Annotated in this window: 17 protein-coding genes; 8 read left to right on the top strand and 9 right to left on the bottom strand. The window is 66.7% G+C overall.

Annotated features, from left to right (window positions below):
• Positions 1-39: 39 nt before the first annotated feature.
• Positions 40-1,332, bottom strand: coding sequence for an NCS2 family permease (locus AC3XQU_RS03635; RefSeq protein ID WP_489872780.1), 1,293 nt, complete (start codon positions 1,330-1,332; stop codon positions 40-42).
• A gap of 149 nt (positions 1,333-1,481) precedes the next feature.
• On the opposite strand from AC3XQU_RS03635, the gene AC3XQU_RS03630 reads away from it, so the two are divergent.
• Together AC3XQU_RS03630 and AC3XQU_RS03625 are read left to right on the top strand one after the other, a co-directional pair.
• Entirely contained in the window at positions 1,482-2,690 is a 1,209-nt protein-coding gene (locus tag AC3XQU_RS03630) for a hypothetical protein (protein ID WP_489872779.1), read from the top strand.
• A 443-nt stretch (positions 2,691-3,133) separates the two neighbouring features.
• The gene (locus AC3XQU_RS03625) at positions 3,134-4,327 is read left to right on the top strand and encodes a glycosyltransferase (RefSeq protein ID WP_489872778.1); all 1,194 of its coding nucleotides are present in this window, start codon (positions 3,134-3,136) and stop codon (positions 4,325-4,327) included.
• Between the two features lie 262 nt (positions 4,328-4,589).
• On the opposite strand, the gene AC3XQU_RS03620 is transcribed toward AC3XQU_RS03625, so the two are convergent.
• Both AC3XQU_RS03620 and AC3XQU_RS03615 read right to left on the bottom strand, forming a co-directional pair.
• The gene (locus AC3XQU_RS03620) at positions 4,590-5,072 is read right to left on the bottom strand and encodes a KGG domain-containing protein (protein WP_489872777.1); all 483 of its coding nucleotides are present in this window, start codon (positions 5,070-5,072) and stop codon (positions 4,590-4,592) included.
• 171 nt (positions 5,073-5,243) lie between these two features.
• Positions 5,244-6,326, bottom strand: coding sequence for a mechanosensitive ion channel family protein (locus tag AC3XQU_RS03615; RefSeq protein ID WP_489872776.1), 1,083 nt, complete (start codon positions 6,324-6,326; stop codon positions 5,244-5,246).
• A gap of 179 nt (positions 6,327-6,505) precedes the next feature.
• On the opposite strand from AC3XQU_RS03615, the gene AC3XQU_RS03610 reads away from it, so the two are divergent.
• Together AC3XQU_RS03610 and AC3XQU_RS03605 are read left to right on the top strand one after the other, a co-directional pair.
• Positions 6,506-6,931, top strand: coding sequence for an NUDIX hydrolase (locus tag AC3XQU_RS03610; protein WP_489872775.1), 426 nt, complete (start codon positions 6,506-6,508; stop codon positions 6,929-6,931).
• A gap of 128 nt (positions 6,932-7,059) precedes the next feature.
• Positions 7,060-7,893, top strand: coding sequence for a phytanoyl-CoA dioxygenase family protein (locus tag AC3XQU_RS03605; RefSeq protein WP_489872774.1), 834 nt, complete (start codon positions 7,060-7,062; stop codon positions 7,891-7,893).
• Positions 7,894-7,909: 16 nt separating this feature from the next.
• Here the strand turns inward: AC3XQU_RS03605 and AC3XQU_RS03600 are convergent, their stop codons facing one another.
• The 6 genes from AC3XQU_RS03600 to AC3XQU_RS03575 all read right to left on the bottom strand — a co-directional run bounded on the left by AC3XQU_RS03600 (position 7,910) and on the right by AC3XQU_RS03575 (position 13,280).
• On the bottom strand, positions 7,910-10,732 hold the full coding sequence (locus AC3XQU_RS03600) for a response regulator (protein ID WP_489872773.1): 2,823 nt from the start codon (positions 10,730-10,732) through the stop codon (positions 7,910-7,912).
• Positions 10,729-11,892 carry an acyl-CoA dehydrogenase family protein gene (locus AC3XQU_RS03595; protein ID WP_489872772.1) on the bottom strand — a complete coding sequence of 388 codons (1,164 nt, stop codon included), beginning with the start codon at positions 11,890-11,892 and terminating at the stop codon, positions 10,729-10,731. Before AC3XQU_RS03595 ends, AC3XQU_RS03600 begins: the two co-directional genes overlap by 4 nt.
• 78 nt (positions 11,893-11,970) lie before the next feature.
• On the bottom strand, positions 11,971-12,267 hold the full coding sequence (locus tag AC3XQU_RS03590) for a hypothetical protein (protein WP_489872771.1): 297 nt from the start codon (positions 12,265-12,267) through the stop codon (positions 11,971-11,973).
• A gap of 65 nt (positions 12,268-12,332) precedes the next feature.
• Positions 12,333-12,614, bottom strand: coding sequence for a DUF5985 family protein (locus tag AC3XQU_RS03585; RefSeq protein WP_489872770.1), 282 nt, complete (start codon positions 12,612-12,614; stop codon positions 12,333-12,335).
• Positions 12,615-12,618: 4 nt separating this feature from the next.
• A complete protein-coding gene (locus AC3XQU_RS03580) occupies positions 12,619-12,876 on the bottom strand; it encodes a DUF5985 family protein (RefSeq protein WP_489872769.1) in 258 nt (85 codons plus the stop codon).
• Positions 12,876-13,280, bottom strand: coding sequence for a hypothetical protein (locus tag AC3XQU_RS03575; protein WP_489872768.1), 405 nt, complete (start codon positions 13,278-13,280; stop codon positions 12,876-12,878). The genes AC3XQU_RS03580 and AC3XQU_RS03575 overlap by 1 nt, the downstream gene beginning before the upstream one ends.
• Before the next feature lie 178 nt (positions 13,281-13,458).
• Between AC3XQU_RS03575 and AC3XQU_RS03570 the strand changes: the two genes are divergently transcribed.
• The 4 genes from AC3XQU_RS03570 to AC3XQU_RS03555 all read left to right on the top strand — a co-directional run bounded on the left by AC3XQU_RS03570 (position 13,459) and on the right by AC3XQU_RS03555 (position 16,250).
• A complete protein-coding gene (locus AC3XQU_RS03570; RefSeq protein ID WP_489872767.1) occupies positions 13,459-14,235 on the top strand; it encodes a DNA/RNA non-specific endonuclease in 777 nt (258 codons plus the stop codon).
• A gap of 14 nt (positions 14,236-14,249) precedes the next feature.
• Positions 14,250-14,507 (top strand): hypothetical protein, encoded by a 258-nt coding sequence (locus AC3XQU_RS03565; protein ID WP_489872766.1) that lies wholly within the window; start codon positions 14,250-14,252, stop codon positions 14,505-14,507.
• A 147-nt stretch (positions 14,508-14,654) separates the two neighbouring features.
• Entirely contained in the window at positions 14,655-15,080 is a 426-nt protein-coding gene (locus tag AC3XQU_RS03560) for a YsnF/AvaK domain-containing protein (RefSeq protein WP_489872765.1), read from the top strand.
• Between the two features lie 24 nt (positions 15,081-15,104).
• Positions 15,105-16,250, top strand: coding sequence for a YsnF/AvaK domain-containing protein (locus AC3XQU_RS03555; protein ID WP_489872764.1), 1,146 nt, complete (start codon positions 15,105-15,107; stop codon positions 16,248-16,250).
• Positions 16,251-16,349 lie beyond the last annotated feature (99 nt).

The following is a 16,349-nucleotide window of genomic DNA, read 5'->3' as shown; positions in this document are numbered from 1 at the left end:
AAAGGCAGCGCGAACCCATGCTTTCCGACACAATTGGCGCTAGGTGCCGATATAGACGATCTTGAAAGTGAACAGCGCGGCAATCACCCACACCACCGGCGCCACGTCGCGCGCCCGGCCCGTGAGCAGCTTGAGCACCGCATAGGTAATGAAGCCGAACGCGATGCCTTCTGCGATGGAGAAGGTGAACGGCATCACCAGGGCCGTGACCGCGGCCGGGATGCTTTCGGTGGAGTCGCTCCAGTCGACATCGCCCAGGTCGCCCAGCATCAGGCAGGCCACGAACAGCAGGGCCGGCGCTGTCGCATAGGCCGGCACCACGCCGGCCAGCGGCGCGATGAACAAACAGGCCAGGAACAGCACCGCCACCGTGACGGCGGTCAGGCCGGTGCGCCCGCCGGCCTGCACGCCCGAGGCGCTCTCCAGGTAGGCGGTGGTGCTGGAGGTGCCCAGCAGGCTGCCGGCCACGATGGCGCCGCTGTCGGCCAGCAGGGCCTTGTTCAGGCGGTCCATCTTGCCCTCGACCAGCAGGCCGGCGCGGCGCGCCACGCCCATCAGGGTGCCGGTGGCGTCGAACAGCTCGACCAGGAAGAACACCAGCACCACGTTCAGGATGCCGGCGGACAGGGCGCCGGGGATGTCGAGCTTGAGCAGGGTCGGGTCGATCGGGGGCGGCGCCGAGAAAATGCCCTTGTAGGTATTCCCGCCGAAGAAGAAGGACAGCACCGTCACCAGCACGATGCCGATCAGGATAGCGCCCTTCACCCGCAGGCGGTCCAGCGCCACGATGGCGAAGAAGCCGATCACGGCCATGATGGCCGGCGGCTGGTGCAGGTCGCCCGCCTTGACCAGGGTCGCCGGGCTGGCCACCACGATGCCGGCGTTCTTCAGCGCGATCAGGGCCAGGAACATGCCCAGGCCGACCGTGATGGCCACCCGCATCGAACGCGGGATGCCGTTGACGATCATGCCGCGCAGGCCCAGCACCGAGACCAGGATGAACAGGCAGCCGGAAATGAAGACCGCGCCCAGCGCCGCCTGCCAGGCGATGCCCATGCCCAGCACCACGGCGTACCCGAAATAGGCGTTCAGTCCCATGCCCGGGGCCATCGCGATCGGGTAGTTGGCGTACAGCCCCATCACGAGCGTGCCGAGCGCCGCCACCAGGCAGGTGGCCACGAACACGGCTTCCCTGGGCATGCCGGCGTCGCCGAGGATGGAAGGATTGACGAAGATGATGTAGACCATCGTCAGGAAGGTCGTCAGCCCGGCCAGGAGTTCGGTGCGCACGTCCGTGCCGCTCTGGCTGAGCTTGAAGAATTTGTCGAGCATTCGTGGCTCCCTGCTTGTTTTGCCTGAAGCATAACACTGCACTGGACAGGCGCGCGTGCGCTTGGGGCGCCCCGGCCGGCATGCGTCGGCGTGCTGCCCGCGATGCCGATGCGCTAACATGGCGGTTCATTCATTACCGAACCGCCGCCATGCCAAAGAATAAGCGCCCGCTGCCCCGAACTTCGAACAACCCGCGCGAGGAGGACGCCGGCTCCCAGGCCAACGAACTGGCCGAACTGGCGCTCGCCATCGCCGAGCAGGAAGAGCTCCCTGGCCCGGGGGGCGACGGCGAACGCGAGGCCGAACTGGTGGCCGCGGTGCGCAAGCTGCTGCGCAAGAAGCGCGACGAGGTGCTGTACGAGGCGATCGAGCAGGCCCGCTACACCGATCCGGAAGCCTGCCGCCTGCTGCGCGGGCGCATCGAGGAAGAAGCCGCGACCCTGCGCCTGCGCCGCGACGACGGCAGCGACATCGAGATCGACGCCTTCCTGGTGCCGCTGTTCGTGCGCAGCCAGGGTGGCCTGGTGGCCCAGGAAACCTTCCAGGACGCCGACGCTTTCGAGGAACTGTCGAACAGCTTCCACCTGGCGGGACTGGAGGGCAAGGACGCCAAGCTGGTGCTGATCCAGCATGCCTACGACCTGGCCGAGATCGACCATGTCGCGTTCTCGACCCTGCACGAGATGCTGCGCGAGGCGGCCGCGTCGCTGCTGGAGAAGAAGCTGCAGCCGGCGCCGACCATCGAGGCCAGCATCCGTGGCTGGACCGGCGAGCGCTTCGCGCCCGACGAGTCGGCGATGGAACTGCGCTTTTTGCTGGGCTTCTCGCTCAAGCGCGCGAACGATCCGTTCTACGCCGTCCCGAAAGACGAAACGGCGGCCGACGCCTGGTACGGCGCGCGCGCGGAGCGCTACCGCGCCTGGACCGTGCAGGTGGCGCCGGCCGTGCGCCGCTGCCTCGCGGCCGATCCGGACAGCGTGCACGTCGATTTCCTCTACCAGGACCTGTTCTACGGCGCCAAGGAGCAGGGCGTGGCCGAGCTGACGACGCTGGGCACCCTGTCCGAAGTGGCGCGCACGCTGGCGGCCAAGGAGCTCGAGGCCGACCAGGTGCATGCGGCAGTGGCGCCGATCGACGCCGGCGAGCATATCGTGCTGCGGGTGAACCTGTACGCCCTCGATGGCGGCACACCCTGGGGCAGCGTGGAGCTGCCGGTCGACCTGGCCGCGGACCTCGGCGCGGAGATGGACAACCTGTGCGACGCGCTGCTCTCGCTCGGCCTGGAAGGGGTCTCGGTGGCCACCGGATTCAGCCCGGACGGCCACGCCGAAGGCGCCGAGCCTTATCGCGACGAATGATGGCCGCCCGGGCGTAACGCAGGGCGGGTCGGTTTCCTACGATTCGTGGACAGGGTTCGCCAGGGCATCCGCCGCCGTGGTCTACGCTCGCCGCTTTCGCTACAAGGCATCCGTGGAATCGCTCCAGCAGGGCGTGCCCGAGCCTGTGGGCGGTAAAAATCTCGGCGATTATTCGTAGTTAAACTTCCCTCTTTTATGTAGGCGGCGACCTACAAGGTTGCCTGTTCACACTCGCTCTTCCCTATGAGGGAAGCTGCGGGGACAAGCTGCGAACGTTTCGAGCAGGAAATGTTGCGGCGCACCACTAAAAAAGTTGGGAAAATTGCATGTTACGATCTCGGGGTACGGTCGGCTTCTAGCTCGGCCGGAGACTGGCATCGAGAGAGAAACCTGCCAGGCATTCCCAAACAACTATAGCGCCACGCAGGCGAAAGGAAATCAACATGCCGACCTTGATCGTGTTCTGCCACCTCCGCTGGGACTTCGTCTTCCAGCGCCCGCAGCACCTCATGACCCGTCTCGCCGAGCACTACGATATTGTCTTCATCGAAGAGCCGCTCCATACCGACGGCCAGGCGTTCCTGAAGAAGACCGCCGTCGCACCGAATATCACCGTCTGCCAGCCCCATACCCCGATTCACGCACCGGGCTTCCACGACGACCAGATCCCGACCCTGCAGACCCTGCTGGCCGACCTGGTGCCGGCCGGCGAACAGCCGATCGTCTGGTTCTACACCCCGATGGCGCTGCCGTTGCTGCAGGGCCTGAACCCATCCAAGATCGTCTACGACTGCATGGACGAGCTGGCGATGTTCAAGAATTCGCCGAAGCAGCTGCTGCAGCGCGAGAGCGCGCTGCTGAACATGGCCGATGTCGTCTTCACGGGCGGCCCGAGCCTGTACCAGTCCAAGCGCGACCGCCACGCCAACGCCCACTGCTTCTCGAGCAGCGTCGACGCCAAGCACTTCCGCCAGGCCCAGGACCGCGACATCTCGCACCCGGACCAGGCCCATATCCCGGGTCCGCGCCTGGGCTTCTACGGCGTGATCGACGAGCGTTTCGACGTCGACCTGGTCTCGAACATGGCCGATGCCCATCCGGAATGGCAGATCGTGCTGGTGGGCCCGGTCGTCAAGATCGACCCGGCCACGCTGCCCAAGCAGCCCAACGTGCACTACATGGGCCAGCGCACCTATGACCAGCTGCCGCAGTTCCTGGCCGGCTGGGACGTCTGCCTGCTGCCGTTCGCCATGAACGATTCGACCAAGTTCATCAGCCCGACCAAGGTGCTCGAATACATGGCAGCCGAACTGCCGTCGGTCTCGACCCCGATCACCGACGTCGTGGTCCCCTACGGCGACGTGGTGGCCATCGCCGATACCCCAGAGCAGTACATCGCCGCCTGCGAACGCCAGCTGGCAATGAGCGAATCCGAGCGCCAGGCCATGGCCAAGCGCATGCGCGAAGTGGTGGCCGGCACCTCCTGGGACCGCACCGCCACCAAGATGCACGAGCTGATCACCAGCGCCGTCCCGAACACCACGGCCCGGCGCCTGGGCGCCGGCAAGGCCGAGGTGGCGGCGCCGGACATGGCCGCGGCCAAGGCCAGCCCGCTGCCGATCGCGAAAACCGCCTGATGCGCTCGACAGGCTTGACAGCGTAAGCGGCCAGCGGGTGTCGAACCCGCTGGCTGGCGACTGCACGGCGGCGTTACCCTTTGGGGTAGCGCCGCCGTGTCTTTTTACGCACGCGTTTCGCGGCGCAGGGCGGATTCCGCGCCCGCAACGCAGCAATGCGCGTGTCGATGAGGGCAGGCGCGAAAAAAAGCGGCAGGTCCGGTGGACACTGCCGCTCACCTGGCGAGCCCCCCGCGCGTGACGCGGGGGACCGATGCCTGGCTTAGCGCTTGCTGCTGCGCCCACCGCCGCCGTTGCCGCCCTGGTTCCCACCGCCGTTGCCGCCATTGTTCCCGCCGCTCTGGGCGTCACCGCGGTTGCCGCTTTGCTGGTTGCCGTCGTTCTTGTGGCTCATGCGGCCGGCCTCGCGCGCCTCCTGCGAGTTGAACTCGTGGGCATTGCCCGAGGCATGGGCTGCGCGCCCGCCTTCGGAGGCGATTTCGCGCTGGCGCTGCGGGTCCATCGATGCGAAGCCGCGCTTGCTTTCGCCGCCGCTCTGGCTGTTGCCGCGCTGGCTGTTGCCGCCCTGGTTGCCGCCGCCCTGGGCGCCGCCGCGGTTGCCGCTTTGCGAATTACCGCTCTGGGCATTGCCGCTTTGCGAATTGCCGCCGGATGCGCGGCCGCCAGCCGATGCCACTTCGCGCTGCTTCTGTTCGTCCATCGATGCGAAACCGCGCTTGCTCTTGCCTTGGTCGTTCGATGCCATGATCGTCTCCTTTATCTGATGACAAAGTTGGTTGGATCCCGTCCGGCTCCCGTCGCGTCTTGCGATGGTGTGTTCCGGAAGAGGTGAATCCATCTTAGGGTAGCGGCCTCGGCAGGTGAATAGGACTGGCCAGCCCGGCCGCGTAGGACCGGTCTTGCGCATTGCACCGTTTCAGTGCTTCGCCAGACTGGCGGCAGCCGGCATCGGCGGCCAGCCGCCGGCCGGGTCGCCCGCATCGGCCACGCGCACCACCGACAGCGGGTGCGCGAACTGGATCCGCTCGCGCTGGAAGGCGCGGTAGACCCGCAGTAGGATCTCCTGCTGGGCGTCCATGTGCAGGATGTAGTCCGGGCTGCGGAAGTGGTAGACGACCTCGAAGTCGAGCGACCAGTCGCCGTAGCGGAAGAAATGGGCGCGCTCGAAGTCGACGTCGCTGCGCGCGGCGATGATGGCGCGCACGATGCCGGGAATGGCCGTGACGCTTTCCTCGCAGGTGCCGTAGGCCACCCGCAGGACGAAGGCGACGCGGCGCGACTGCATGCGTTTGTGGTTGTGGATGCGGCTCTTGAGCAGCTCGCCGTTCGAGAACACGATCTGCTCGCCGCCCAGTCCGCGCAGCCGGGTCGTCTTCAGGCCGATGTATTCGACCTCGCCCAGGGCGTCGCCCACGATGATGAAGTCGCCGACTTCAAAAGGCTTGTCGAGCATGATCGAGAGCGAGGCGAACAGGTCCCCCAGGATGTTCTGGGTCGCCAGCGCGACCGCGATGCCGCCGACGCCCAGGCTGGCGACTAGGGCGGTGATGTTGAATCCGAAGTTATCCAGCATCATCAGGAAGGCCACGGTCCACACCACCAGGCGCAGCATGAAGAACACGATGGTGCTGGATGCCTTGCGCGCCCCGTCGCCCGGCGTAGCCAGCAACTGGCTGCGCCAGCCGCGCAGGCCGGTGTCGGCCCAGATCCCGAGCTGCAGGATCAACGAAGCGATCGCGATGCGCGAGACCACCAGGCGCCAGCTCTCGGGCATGACGACGAAGATGCTGCCCAAGTAGATGCCGATCGCCAGCACCAGCAGCAGGTAGGTGGTGCGCAGCATGCGCACCACCAGGTCGTCCACCCGCGTCACGGTGCGGCGCGACGCATCTTCCAGGCGGCGCAGTGCCAGCAGCCGCACGGCGACCATGGCGGCCGTGGTCCCGATGCACACGCCTAGCGCCAGCATCCAGTTTTCCAGCTCATTATTGTTCAGCAAAAACTCCATCCCAGGCTCCCGTTACCGCAAGACGACAGTGCCTAGTGTGCGGCGCAAGGAAGCTGGGGCGCGCACAGTTGACAGTCGGGCACATGCATCGATACATTGGTTCATCGGCACGCAAATGGGCTTTGCGGCCTCGACCGGCGGCATTCCTGCCGCCTACAACGCAAGCGCGCATGGCCAAGCACACCCTTTCCTGTGGCACCCTGGTAGTGAACCCGCAGCGCGAGCTGCTGCTGTGCCATGTCACGCACACGCCCAAATGGGATATCCCCAAGGGCATGCTGGACCCGGGCGAAACCGAGCTGGAAGCGGCAATGCGCGAGCTGCGCGAGGAATCCGGGCTGGTATTCGAAGCGGCGCGCTTTCGCGACCTCGGCCCCTTCGCCTACCGCCGCGACAAGCGCCTGCACCTGTTCATGGTGGAGTGCGGACCAGGGCTGGAGAGCCTGGCCCACCTGCGTTGCAGCACCACCTTCCCGCACCATGTCACGGGGGTGGAAACGCCCGAGATGGACGGCTACCGCTGGGCAGGGCGCGAGCAATTGCGCGGCCTGTGCTGGCCGCGCATGGGCGAGGTGCTGATGGGGATCGCCTGGTAGGCGGCGCGCCTGGCTGCGGCCTTGCGACGCCAAGCGCCGAATGCCGCTAGTATGGGCGCCCTGTGTGCTCGCCTCGATGGAAATTGCGCGGCGCGCCTGCCGCAACCCAGGTATTTGGAGGATAAATAATGGATAGTCAACTGCCCGCCACCGGCCATGAAGTGGCCGACATCATGCGCGGCATCTACGGCGACGGCATCATCGCCTGCCGCGGCGCCTTCGAGCGCGGCCTGATCGCAGAACTGGGCGCCGATATCGACCTGCTGTTCCGCGAGGCCCAGGCACGGCCCGGCGGCGCGCTCAACCGCGGCCCGAACCGCTTCTATGTCGAAGTTCATCCGGAACGCCTGCGCGGCTTCGTGGCGATCGCCAGCCACCCCTGGGTGGTGGCGGTGTGCAGCGCCGTGCTGGGGCCGGACTACCGGCTGGTCGAAGTCGGCTTCGACGTGCCCGGCCCGGGCGCCATGCACCAGCCCTGGCACCGCGACTTCGCCTCGCCGCCCGAAACGGCGCGCGGCCGGCGTCTGAGCTCGCTCGCCTTCAATATCACTACCGTCGACGTCACCGAAGACATGGGCCCCTTCGAGATCGCGCCGGGCACCCAGTGGGACCTGTTCGGGGGCGACCCGATGTTCCCCGATCCTGCGCTGTGGCCACGCTACGAGGCGCTGGCCGAGCGCAAGATGCCGAAGATGGGCGACATCTCGGCGCGCTCGGCCCTGACCATCCACCGCGGCACGGCCAACCAGTCGAACCGGTCGCGCCCGGTGCTGGTGGTCGGCGCCGATGCGCCCGATGCGACCAATGCCATCCGCCACGACCTGCAGATGTCGCGCGCCTTCCACGACAGCCTGCCGCCGCAGGTGCGCGAGCACCTGAGTTGCCGGGTGGTGGAACGGCTCGAGCCGATCCAGCAGGCCCATACGATCGAGGGCTTGAAGATGGGCGTGACAATGTCCTGAGGCGCAGGCCAGGATGTCACGCCGGCGTTGACATTCCGGCGCGCGCCAGCGCCTGGCCCAGCTGCTCGAGCGTGAATGGCTTGGGCAGGAGGCCGGCATCCGGAACCGCGTGAATATCGACATCGCGGCCCGAACAGAAGATCACCGGCAGCCGGGGATAGCGTTTGCGGGCCAGGGCCGCCAGTGTCGTGCCGTTCATGCCCGGCAGCGTGAGATCGGTCAGCAGCAGGTCTGCCGGCCCGAGTTCGGCCAGGGCGCTTTCGGCGTCGGCGCAGCCGTGCCAGCGGTAGCCGAGCATGTCCAGCAGCGCGCCAAGCATCACCCGGCTGTCCTCGTTGTCCTCGACCAGCAGCACGCGCCTGGGGGCGGGCACGGGCGCCCCAGGCTCGGGATGGCGCGCCTGCGACCGCGCGTCGAGCAGCCGGTGCACCCGCCTGGCCAGGTCCTCGCGGCCGTAGGGTTTGCTCAGCAACTCGACGTCGGGGGCCAGCCGCGCGCCATGCATCATGGCTTCGCGCGTATAGCCCGAGGTGAACAGGACCGCGATCCGCGGATCGATGGTGCGGGCCTGGCGCGCCAGCTCCATGCTCGACAGCTCGCCGGGCATCACTACATCGGTGAACAGCAGGGCAGGCCGCGCCCCCGCCTCGAGCAGCGCCAGCGCGCTTTGGGCGTCGCCGGCCGCCAGCACCGAGTAGCCCAGGCCGCCCAGGATATCGACCACTCCCGCTTGCACGGCCGGGTCGTCCTCGACCACGAGGATGGTCTCGCTGCCGCCGCGCAGCGCGTCCAGGGCCGGTTGCACCGTCTCGACGGCAGCCTGCAGGCTGCGCGGAAGGAAAATCTTGACCGTGGTGCCGACGCCCGCTTCGCTGTAGAGCCCGATATGCCCGCCGCTTTGCCTGACGAAGCCGTAGGCCATCGACAGCCCCAGACCCGTGCCCTGGCCCTCGGGCTTGGTGGTGTAGAACGGTTCGAAGGCGCGCTCGCGCACCTCGGGCGGCATGCCGCTGCCATTGTCGGACACGGCCAGCAGCACGTAGTCGCCCGGCGCCACGTCCATGCTGATGCCTGGTTCGTGGCCTCCCAGCACCGCGTTGGCCAGCTCGATGGTCAGCCGACCGCTACCGGCCATGGCGTCGCGCGCATTGATGGCGAGATTGAGCAGCACGTTTTCCAGCTGGTCGCGGTCGACCAGCGTGCGCCAGAGCCCGGGCGCGATCCCGACGCGGATGTCGATGGCCGGGCCGAGGGCACGGCGCAGCAATTCGTCCAGGTCGGACACGCTGCGCGCAAGGTCGGTGGGCACCGGCTGCAGCGGCTGCCGGCGCGCAAAGGCCAGCAGGGCCGCCGCCAGCTTGCCGCCGCGCCGCACGGCCGCTTTGGTCGCCTCGATGCGTTGCAGCGCGCGCGGCGCGTCCTCTTTTGGCGCCGGCAAGGACGATGCCAGCAGGTCGAGGTTGCTGGCGATGATCTGCAGGATGTTGTTGAAGTCGTGTGCGACGCCTCCGGTCAGCTTCCCGACCGCCTCGAGCTTCTGCGACTGGTGCAGGGCCAGGTTGGCGCTGCGCAGGGCGTCGGTGCGTGCGTGCACTTCCTGCTCCAGTTCGGCCTGGTGGCGCAGCAGGCCATCTTGCATCAGCTTGTGTTCGGTGACGTCGTGCCCCTGGCACAGGATGCCCGTGACGGCGCCGCCGGCACCGGTAATTGGCTGGTACACGAAGTCCAGGTAGCGCACATCGCTCGCGCCGCCTTCGCGGCGCAGTGTCACGGGGATCGCACGCCCGACGTACGCCCGGCCGCTTGCATAGACTTCGTCGCGCAGGCGCAGGAAGGGTTGCTCGGCGAACTCGGGAAAGCTCGCCGCCATGGCCTGGCCGGAGTAGGCGCGTTCGCCGAACAGGCGCACGTAGGCCTGGTTCGCCATCTCGAAGACATGCCGCGGGCCACGCGTGATGGCCATGAAGCCTGGCGCCAGGTCGAACAGGCGGGCAAGCTCGCGCCTGCTTTCTTCCGCGGCCAGCCCGGCCAGCCGTTCGGCCTGGAGCGCCGCCTCGCGCGTACTGACGTCGCGCACGACCAGCATGTAGCCGAGCAGTTCGCCGTCCGGCGCCCGGACGCTGGAAACCGCCAGGTCGAGGTAACGCAGCTCGCCGCCGACTTCGCAGGCGGCCAGCAGCGTGCCCTGGCTGCGGCCATCGCGCAGCTCGTCCAGCAGCGAGGCGAGCTCCGGCTGCCAGCAGGGAAGCTGCGGGCCGCTCGAGGCAAGCGCATCGCGCTCGCCGATGCCGAGCAGCGCGCTGGCGCGCGCGTTCCAGTGGATCACCGCCAGCTGCGGGTCGAGCCCGATCATCGCATCGCTGGCCTGCGCCAGGAAACTGTCGAGATAATGCTCGGCCAGCAGCATCCGCCGGTAAGCCGGCATCTCGCGCGGCTTTGGCTGGGCCAGCTGGCGGTTGGCGCGCTCGAGGGTGGTCCGCAGGCGCGATCGCAGTCCGGCTTCTTGGATGGCGCGGCCAATACGCGCGTTCAGGTCCGGCTGGTCGAGCGACAGCAGGATCCAGCGGCGCCCGATCAGCGGGGCCCGCTGCAGGCTGGCGCGCAATGCCGCGACGCTGGCGGGCGCGCGCAGGAATACCCAGTAGGCGTCGAGTCCGCCCGCACGCAGGCTGCGCACCGCCTGCAAGGGATCGGCCACGGACGCGTCGAGCACCACCACCTGGGCTTGCGGCAAGGCGGCGCCGGCGAGCCCTTCTTCGTCGAGCGTCCGGCTCCCATCCGGGGGCGGGTGGACCGCGCCGCCGGCGCCGGCAACGAAGAGTACGGCAGGCAGGCTCACAGTAGCGGCAGCCCCAGCAGGCTGCGGCCGGTCCAGAGCTTGAGCAGGTCGGTGGTGGGGGACATGACATGGCTGGCGCGGGCGTCGCGCAGCATCTGCGCAACCCGGCTGTTCTCGCGGTAGGCGGCGCCGCCACAGATCGTCATGGCATCGTTGGCCAGCTGCACCGCGGTGTCGCCGGCGTCGGCCTTGCAGGCGAGGATAAAGGGCAGGGCGTCGGCATGTCCCATGTCGCCGCGCTGCGCTGCGCCCTGGATGAGCGCGCGGGTCTTCTCGACCGCGATCCACATGCCGGCATAGCGCGCCTGCAGGGTCTCGACGTCGGCCAGCGATTCGCCGGAGTGGGCATAGCGGCGGTTGCGCAGGTGCTCGCCTGCGGCATCCAGGGCGGCCTGGGCAATGCCGAGATAGGTGCCTGCCATGGCCATGAGGAAGAAGGGCGCGACCACTTCGAAGACATACCATACCTGGTCGCCATGTTCGCCCAGCAGCTGGCTGGACGGAAAGCGTGCGCCGCGCAGCTCCAGGCCGCGCGACGAGTTCCCGCGCATGCCGAAGCCCTCCCAGGGCGCCTGCCAGGCCATCCCGGCCGTGCCTTCCTCGGCCACCAGGCAGCTGAAATCGCCGATATCGCCCGCCCCGCCGGGGACGCTCGCGGAGAGTACATACGAGTCCGCGTGCGCGCCATTGGTGACGAATTGCTTGACTCCATTGACCACCAGGAAGCCATTCTCGTGACGCAGTGTTGTGGCCGGCAGGTAGAAGTGGGCGCCACTGCCGCTTTCCGACAATGCAAGCGTGGTCAGGTGGCGGCCCTGCGCGATCGGACGCAGGTAGCGCTCCTCGTGGAAGGGCGTCGCCTTGGCCGCGATCACGGCTGTGCCGACGCAGTGCATCCCGAAGCACAGTGCCGATGAGGGACAGGCGCGGCCGATTGCTTCGGTGGCCATGCTCAGCGCCGCCAGCCCTTGCCCGTGTCCACCCAGGGACACCGGCACCTGCAGGCCGGTCAGTCCGGCACTGGCAAACGCGGCCATCGAATGGGCAGGCCACAGGCAATCGCGGTCGACTTCAGCGGCACGCGGGGCGACCACCTCGTCGACGACGCGCTCGACATCGGCCTTCAGGGCCTGCAGTTTGCTTGAAAGAAGTTGCTCCATATTGCATATCCCCGGGTTAACGGAGCAATTATAGGTGAGCAACAGGCGAAGCTCTCACACGGCCGCGCCAGGGCGGCGTCAAGGCTTGTCCGGGACCTGCTGGGACGGCACAGGGGTCTTGAGCGCGTCCGGGAGGGAATCGGCGATGCCGTTCTCGGGCAGCTGGCCGATACGGCGCGCTTCGTCGGAGTGCTGGTCGAGGCTGACTTCTTCGGCGACGTCGAAGCGGCCGTCTTCGGCCCCTTCCTCGCCCGGCAGCAAATTATCGGAGCGCTGCTCCTGCCCGCCGCCGGCGACCGGATTGCCGGGATCGGCTCGCTGCTGGTTGTTCTGCCCGGGTTCCTGTTTGTCTTGCGGCTGGTTTGGCATGGCCATGTCGATCTCCTGTTGGCGGTTTTCCATGACCCATTATCGCGCCGCCTCCCTGCCGCGGGCGCACGCTAGCCCTCGCCATCCTTGCGCCGGTCCCTGTGCGGCAGGTTCTTTTCCAGGATCGCCCACAGGATCAGGCCGTAGGCAAGCAGGCGCACCAGGTAATGCAGCGGCGAATCCTCGCCGGTTTCATTGAGCACAGCCGAATAAATACGGTGCAGCGCCTCGATGAAGAAGGACAGCGCGAAATACATGAAGAAGCGGTCGCCCGAGCTGCGCCAGAAGCGCAGGAAGAACAGGGCGATGGTCAGCGAGGCCATCGAGATCGCACCGTACATCATCTGGCTCATCGGCTTACTCCTTCTCGTAGATCAGGCCGTACAACAGCAGCAGGCAGGCCAGCAGGGCGCTGCCCAGCCGGACCGGCATGAAGTCGACAGTCGGGAAGATGATCTTGTCGAATATCAGGAACAAATTGTTGAAGGTCATGACCGCGAAGCACAAGCCGCTCCAGAACAGGAGGCGGTAGCGCGTGCGCCGGTAGCTGGCAAACAGCAGCCAGGTGCAGGCCAGCGAGGTCAGCATGCATAAGGTGTAGATGAGTGCGCCCATTAGGGTTCCTTGCGCAAGCGGAAAGCGTCGGCGAACTGCTGCGCCTTGCGCTCGAGGGTGGAGTGGATCAGGTGGGTGATGTCGACCAGGTGCCGTGCATACAGGTCGGCCAGCAGGTCGATGCGTTCGCGCAGCACCTCGGTCGACGGGGCATAACAGTAACTGTGCGCGCGAGCCTGCGGATCCAGCGATGCGCAGGGCTTGGCCATCATCGCGCGGCACAGGTCCTCGAGCAGGCCCTGGCCGGTGCGCTCGCTGATATACAGCCGCCCGGCGAGCATCTCGCCGGTCCATTGCTGGCCTGGATTGGCGCGCAGCAGCAGCAGCGCCTCCAGGAAGGGCACGGACGGCACGCTTGTCAACACAAAGCGGCGCAGGTCCTCGGGGATGGGTGAACGGTCCATTCGGGCAGGGTAAAATTTCCCAAAAGGAAGCTTTAAAAGAAAACGGGAATTCTAGACCATTCTTTGCGGAAAGGCATTCAATTGTGTGCAAGCGTGCGCAGATAGCGCAAACAACTGTTTGAGCTCTATCAAGGCCGGCAGGCTACAATGCAGCTTGTTTTCATGTCGCCTGCATACCATGTTTCGTTCTCTCCTGGCCCGCCTGGGCCTGGCTGCAGCCCTGCTGCTCTCCGGCGCCGTCCATGGCGCCGGCTGCCCCTCCCATTACCTCGACGGCCGCCCACCCGAAATTCGCAACCCCAAACTGGCGGTCGATACGCGCGAGCTGTGCTACCAGGTGTTCGGCGTGATGCATTCGGGGGTAACCCGCACCGCGCTGTGGTCGGCCGAATTCCTGCGCGCGGATAACCTGGAAGCGGCGTCTGGACTGGACCGGGACAACGCCTTCCATGCCGAGCCGCGCCTGCCGCGCAGCCAGCGCGCCGAGCTGTCCGATTACGCGCGCAGCGGCCTCGACCGCGGCCACCTGGCGCCGAACGGCGACATGCCCGACCGCCGCGCCCAGCGCGAAAGTTTTTCGCTGGCGAACATGGTGCCGCAAGACCGCGACCACAACCGCCACATCTGGGCCCCGATCGAAGGGGCGGTGCGCAAGATGGCCAGGAAAGAGGGCGCGCTCTACGTCATTACCGGCCCGGCTTTCCTGGGCACGAATCTGCGCCAGGTCGGCAACGTGCTGGTGCCGAGCCACCTGTACAAGGTGGTGTACAGCCCGCGCCAGAGAGCGGCCGCAGCCTGGTTCGTCGAGAACCGGGGCGACGCACCGGTCCATGCCATTCCCGTGGCCGAGCTCGAGCGCATTGTCGGGATCGAACTGCTGCCTTCGCTGACGCGGCAGCAGAAGGAACGCATGCTGGCGTTGCCCAAGATCCGCCAGCGCAAGAACCGCCATTGAACCTGGGAGCTGAGATGACCCGTAAAAAAAGCTTTACGCCCTACGCCAACGAAGCCGACGTGCTGGAGGTCGGCAACCTGATGCTGGAGAACCGCGTCGACCGCATCACGCTGTCGGGCGACATCGACCTGACCGCCGACAAACAGGGCCTGCAAAGCGCGAAGCTGCTGCACGCAACGCTGGGTGCGATTGTCGCCGCGCTCGAGTCGCGCGAGCTGCCCGACCAGCTGCCGCCACCCGAGGTCAAGACCGTCTCCAACCCCTTCAACTGAGGCTGTCGGCGCGAAAGGCAAGGCCGCAATTCTTCCAGGGCTGCGGCCTTTTTTTCGCTCATCATTCCAGCAGTCAAGGGTGTGCAGGGTGCTCGCCGATTGGGGTAATCTCGTCGCTCTCATGCAGCGATTCCGAGGAGCCGATTGATGTCCAGTACCACCCCCGAGCACGAAGACCAGGATGACCTGCGCATTCCTGTGATCGAAGAGCAGCTCGCCTTTGGAACCCGTGTCGTCGAAACCGGCCGCGGCGTCCGCATCCACAAGACGGTATCGGAACAGCCTGTCACCATCGACGAGCGCCTGTCGCGCGACGAGGTGCAGGTGAAACACGTCCCGATCGACCGGATCGTTGCGGCCGGCGAAGCGCCGGCCAACCGCTACGAAGGCGATACCCTCATCGTTCCTGTGCTCGAGGAAGTGCTGGTCGTCGAACGGCGGCTTCGCATCAAGGAAGAACTGCATATCACCCGGACCCGGCACGAAGAACGCTACCAGGAGACCGTCCCGCTGAAAGTGGAACGCGTCGACGTGGAGCGATTCGACGATGCCGGCAATCCGCCGGCGCCATGACTATCCCTTAACGGAGGAAATACCATGCAACATACTCTTGTAGCTGTATTCGACAACCGCACCGACGCACAAAACGCCATGAACGAACTGCTGTCCTCCGGCTTCTCGCGCGAGGACGTGCGCCTGTCCGGCTCCGACAGCGGCACCAGCACCAGCACCGGCACCACGACCAGCACCGATACCGGCTTCGGCAGCGGCATCAAGAACTTCTTCAGCGACCTGTTCGGCGACAGCAACGACCACGTCACCCGTTATGAAGGCGCGGTCAGCAGCGGCAAGAACGTCATCACCCTGACCGCCGATTCGCTCGATGAAGTCGAGCGCGCCGCCGATATCGTCGAAGGCTTCGGCCCGATCGACATCGACGAGCATTCGAGCGGCGCGGGCGCGAGCGCCGGCGTTCCCGGCGCGATGCTGTCGGGCAGCCAGAGCGGCATGTCCTCGTCGTCGATGTCGGCGCAGTCGGCCTCGACCCAGCAGCAGGGTTCGCTGACCGGCTCCTCGCAGCAGCGCGACACCTCCACCCAGTCGATTCCTGTCGTCGAAGAGCAGCTGAAAGTGGGCAAGCGCGAAGTCCAGCGCGGCGGCGTGCGCATCTTCTCGCGCGTCGTGGAAACCCCGGTCAATGAAACCATCGGCCTGCGCGAAGAGCACGTCGACGTCCAACGCCGTACGGTGAACCAGCCGATCAATCCGGCTGACGCCACTGCCTTCAAGGAGCAGACCATCGAAATGCGCGAGAGCGCCGAGGAAGCCGTGGTCGAGAAATCGGCGCGCATCGTCGAGGAAGTCACGATCGGCAAGCAGGTCAACGAGCGCCAGGAAAACATCACCGACACCGTGCGCCGCACCGAAGTGGACGTCGAGCGCCTGGGCGCCACCGGCGGCATGGACAACGACACCTACTACCGCAACCACTTCCAGAGCACCTATGGCAGCACCGGCGGTTCGTACGACGAGTACGCGCCGGCCTATGGCTACGGCTCGCAGATGCGCAGCGATACCCGCTACAAGGATCGTGCCTGGGCCGATGTCGAGGGCGATCTGCGCTCCGACTGGGAGACCCGCAACGCCGGCAAGACCGGGTCGACCTGGGAGCGCATGAAGGCCGCCGTCCGTCATGGCTGGGACCGCATGACCGACGACAACAACAGCAATCGCTCGTACTAAGACCGACAATCCGGTGGCCTTCGTGGGCCACCCGGAACGACCGAAACGGCGCCTTCATGGCGCCGTTTTTTACTGGCGCCGGACGGTTGCCGCGTCTGC

The sequence above is a fragment of the Telluria sp. AZSoR62 genome (genome assembly GCF_058111565.1).
The sequence above is the reverse complement of the archived record's forward strand: the minus strand, read 5'-3'. Positions and strand labels throughout refer to the sequence as shown.

Excerpts from the sequence above, each read along its gene's own strand:
- AC3XQU_RS03560 (WP_489872765.1), top strand. The coding sequence starts at position 14,655 with ATGTCCAGTACCACCCCCGAGCACGAAGACCAGGATGACCTGCGCATT.
- AC3XQU_RS03610 (WP_489872775.1), top strand. The coding sequence starts at position 6,506 with ATGGCCAAGCACACCCTTTCCTGTGGCACCCTGGTAGTGAACCCGCAG.
- AC3XQU_RS03620 (WP_489872777.1), bottom strand. The coding sequence starts at position 5,072 with ATGGCATCGAACGACCAAGGCAAGAGCAAGCGCGGTTTCGCATCGATG.
- AC3XQU_RS03630 (WP_489872779.1), top strand. The coding sequence starts at position 1,482 with ATGCCAAAGAATAAGCGCCCGCTGCCCCGAACTTCGAACAACCCGCGC.
- AC3XQU_RS03625 (WP_489872778.1), top strand. The coding sequence starts at position 3,134 with ATGCCGACCTTGATCGTGTTCTGCCACCTCCGCTGGGACTTCGTCTTC.
- AC3XQU_RS03635 (WP_489872780.1), bottom strand. The coding sequence starts at position 1,332 with ATGCTCGACAAATTCTTCAAGCTCAGCCAGAGCGGCACGGACGTGCGC.
- AC3XQU_RS03590 (WP_489872771.1), bottom strand. The coding sequence starts at position 12,267 with ATGGCCATGCCAAACCAGCCGCAAGACAAACAGGAACCCGGGCAGAAC.
- AC3XQU_RS03565 (WP_489872766.1), top strand. The coding sequence starts at position 14,250 with ATGACCCGTAAAAAAAGCTTTACGCCCTACGCCAACGAAGCCGACGTG.
- AC3XQU_RS03570 (WP_489872767.1), top strand. The coding sequence starts at position 13,459 with ATGTTTCGTTCTCTCCTGGCCCGCCTGGGCCTGGCTGCAGCCCTGCTG.
- AC3XQU_RS03585 (WP_489872770.1), bottom strand. The coding sequence starts at position 12,614 with ATGAGCCAGATGATGTACGGTGCGATCTCGATGGCCTCGCTGACCATC.
- AC3XQU_RS03555 (WP_489872764.1), top strand. The coding sequence starts at position 15,105 with ATGCAACATACTCTTGTAGCTGTATTCGACAACCGCACCGACGCACAA.
- AC3XQU_RS03580 (WP_489872769.1), bottom strand. The coding sequence starts at position 12,876 with ATGGGCGCACTCATCTACACCTTATGCATGCTGACCTCGCTGGCCTGC.
- AC3XQU_RS03605 (WP_489872774.1), top strand. The coding sequence starts at position 7,060 with ATGGATAGTCAACTGCCCGCCACCGGCCATGAAGTGGCCGACATCATG.
- AC3XQU_RS03595 (WP_489872772.1), bottom strand. The coding sequence starts at position 11,892 with ATGGAGCAACTTCTTTCAAGCAAACTGCAGGCCCTGAAGGCCGATGTC.
- AC3XQU_RS03575 (WP_489872768.1), bottom strand. The coding sequence starts at position 13,280 with ATGGACCGTTCACCCATCCCCGAGGACCTGCGCCGCTTTGTGTTGACA.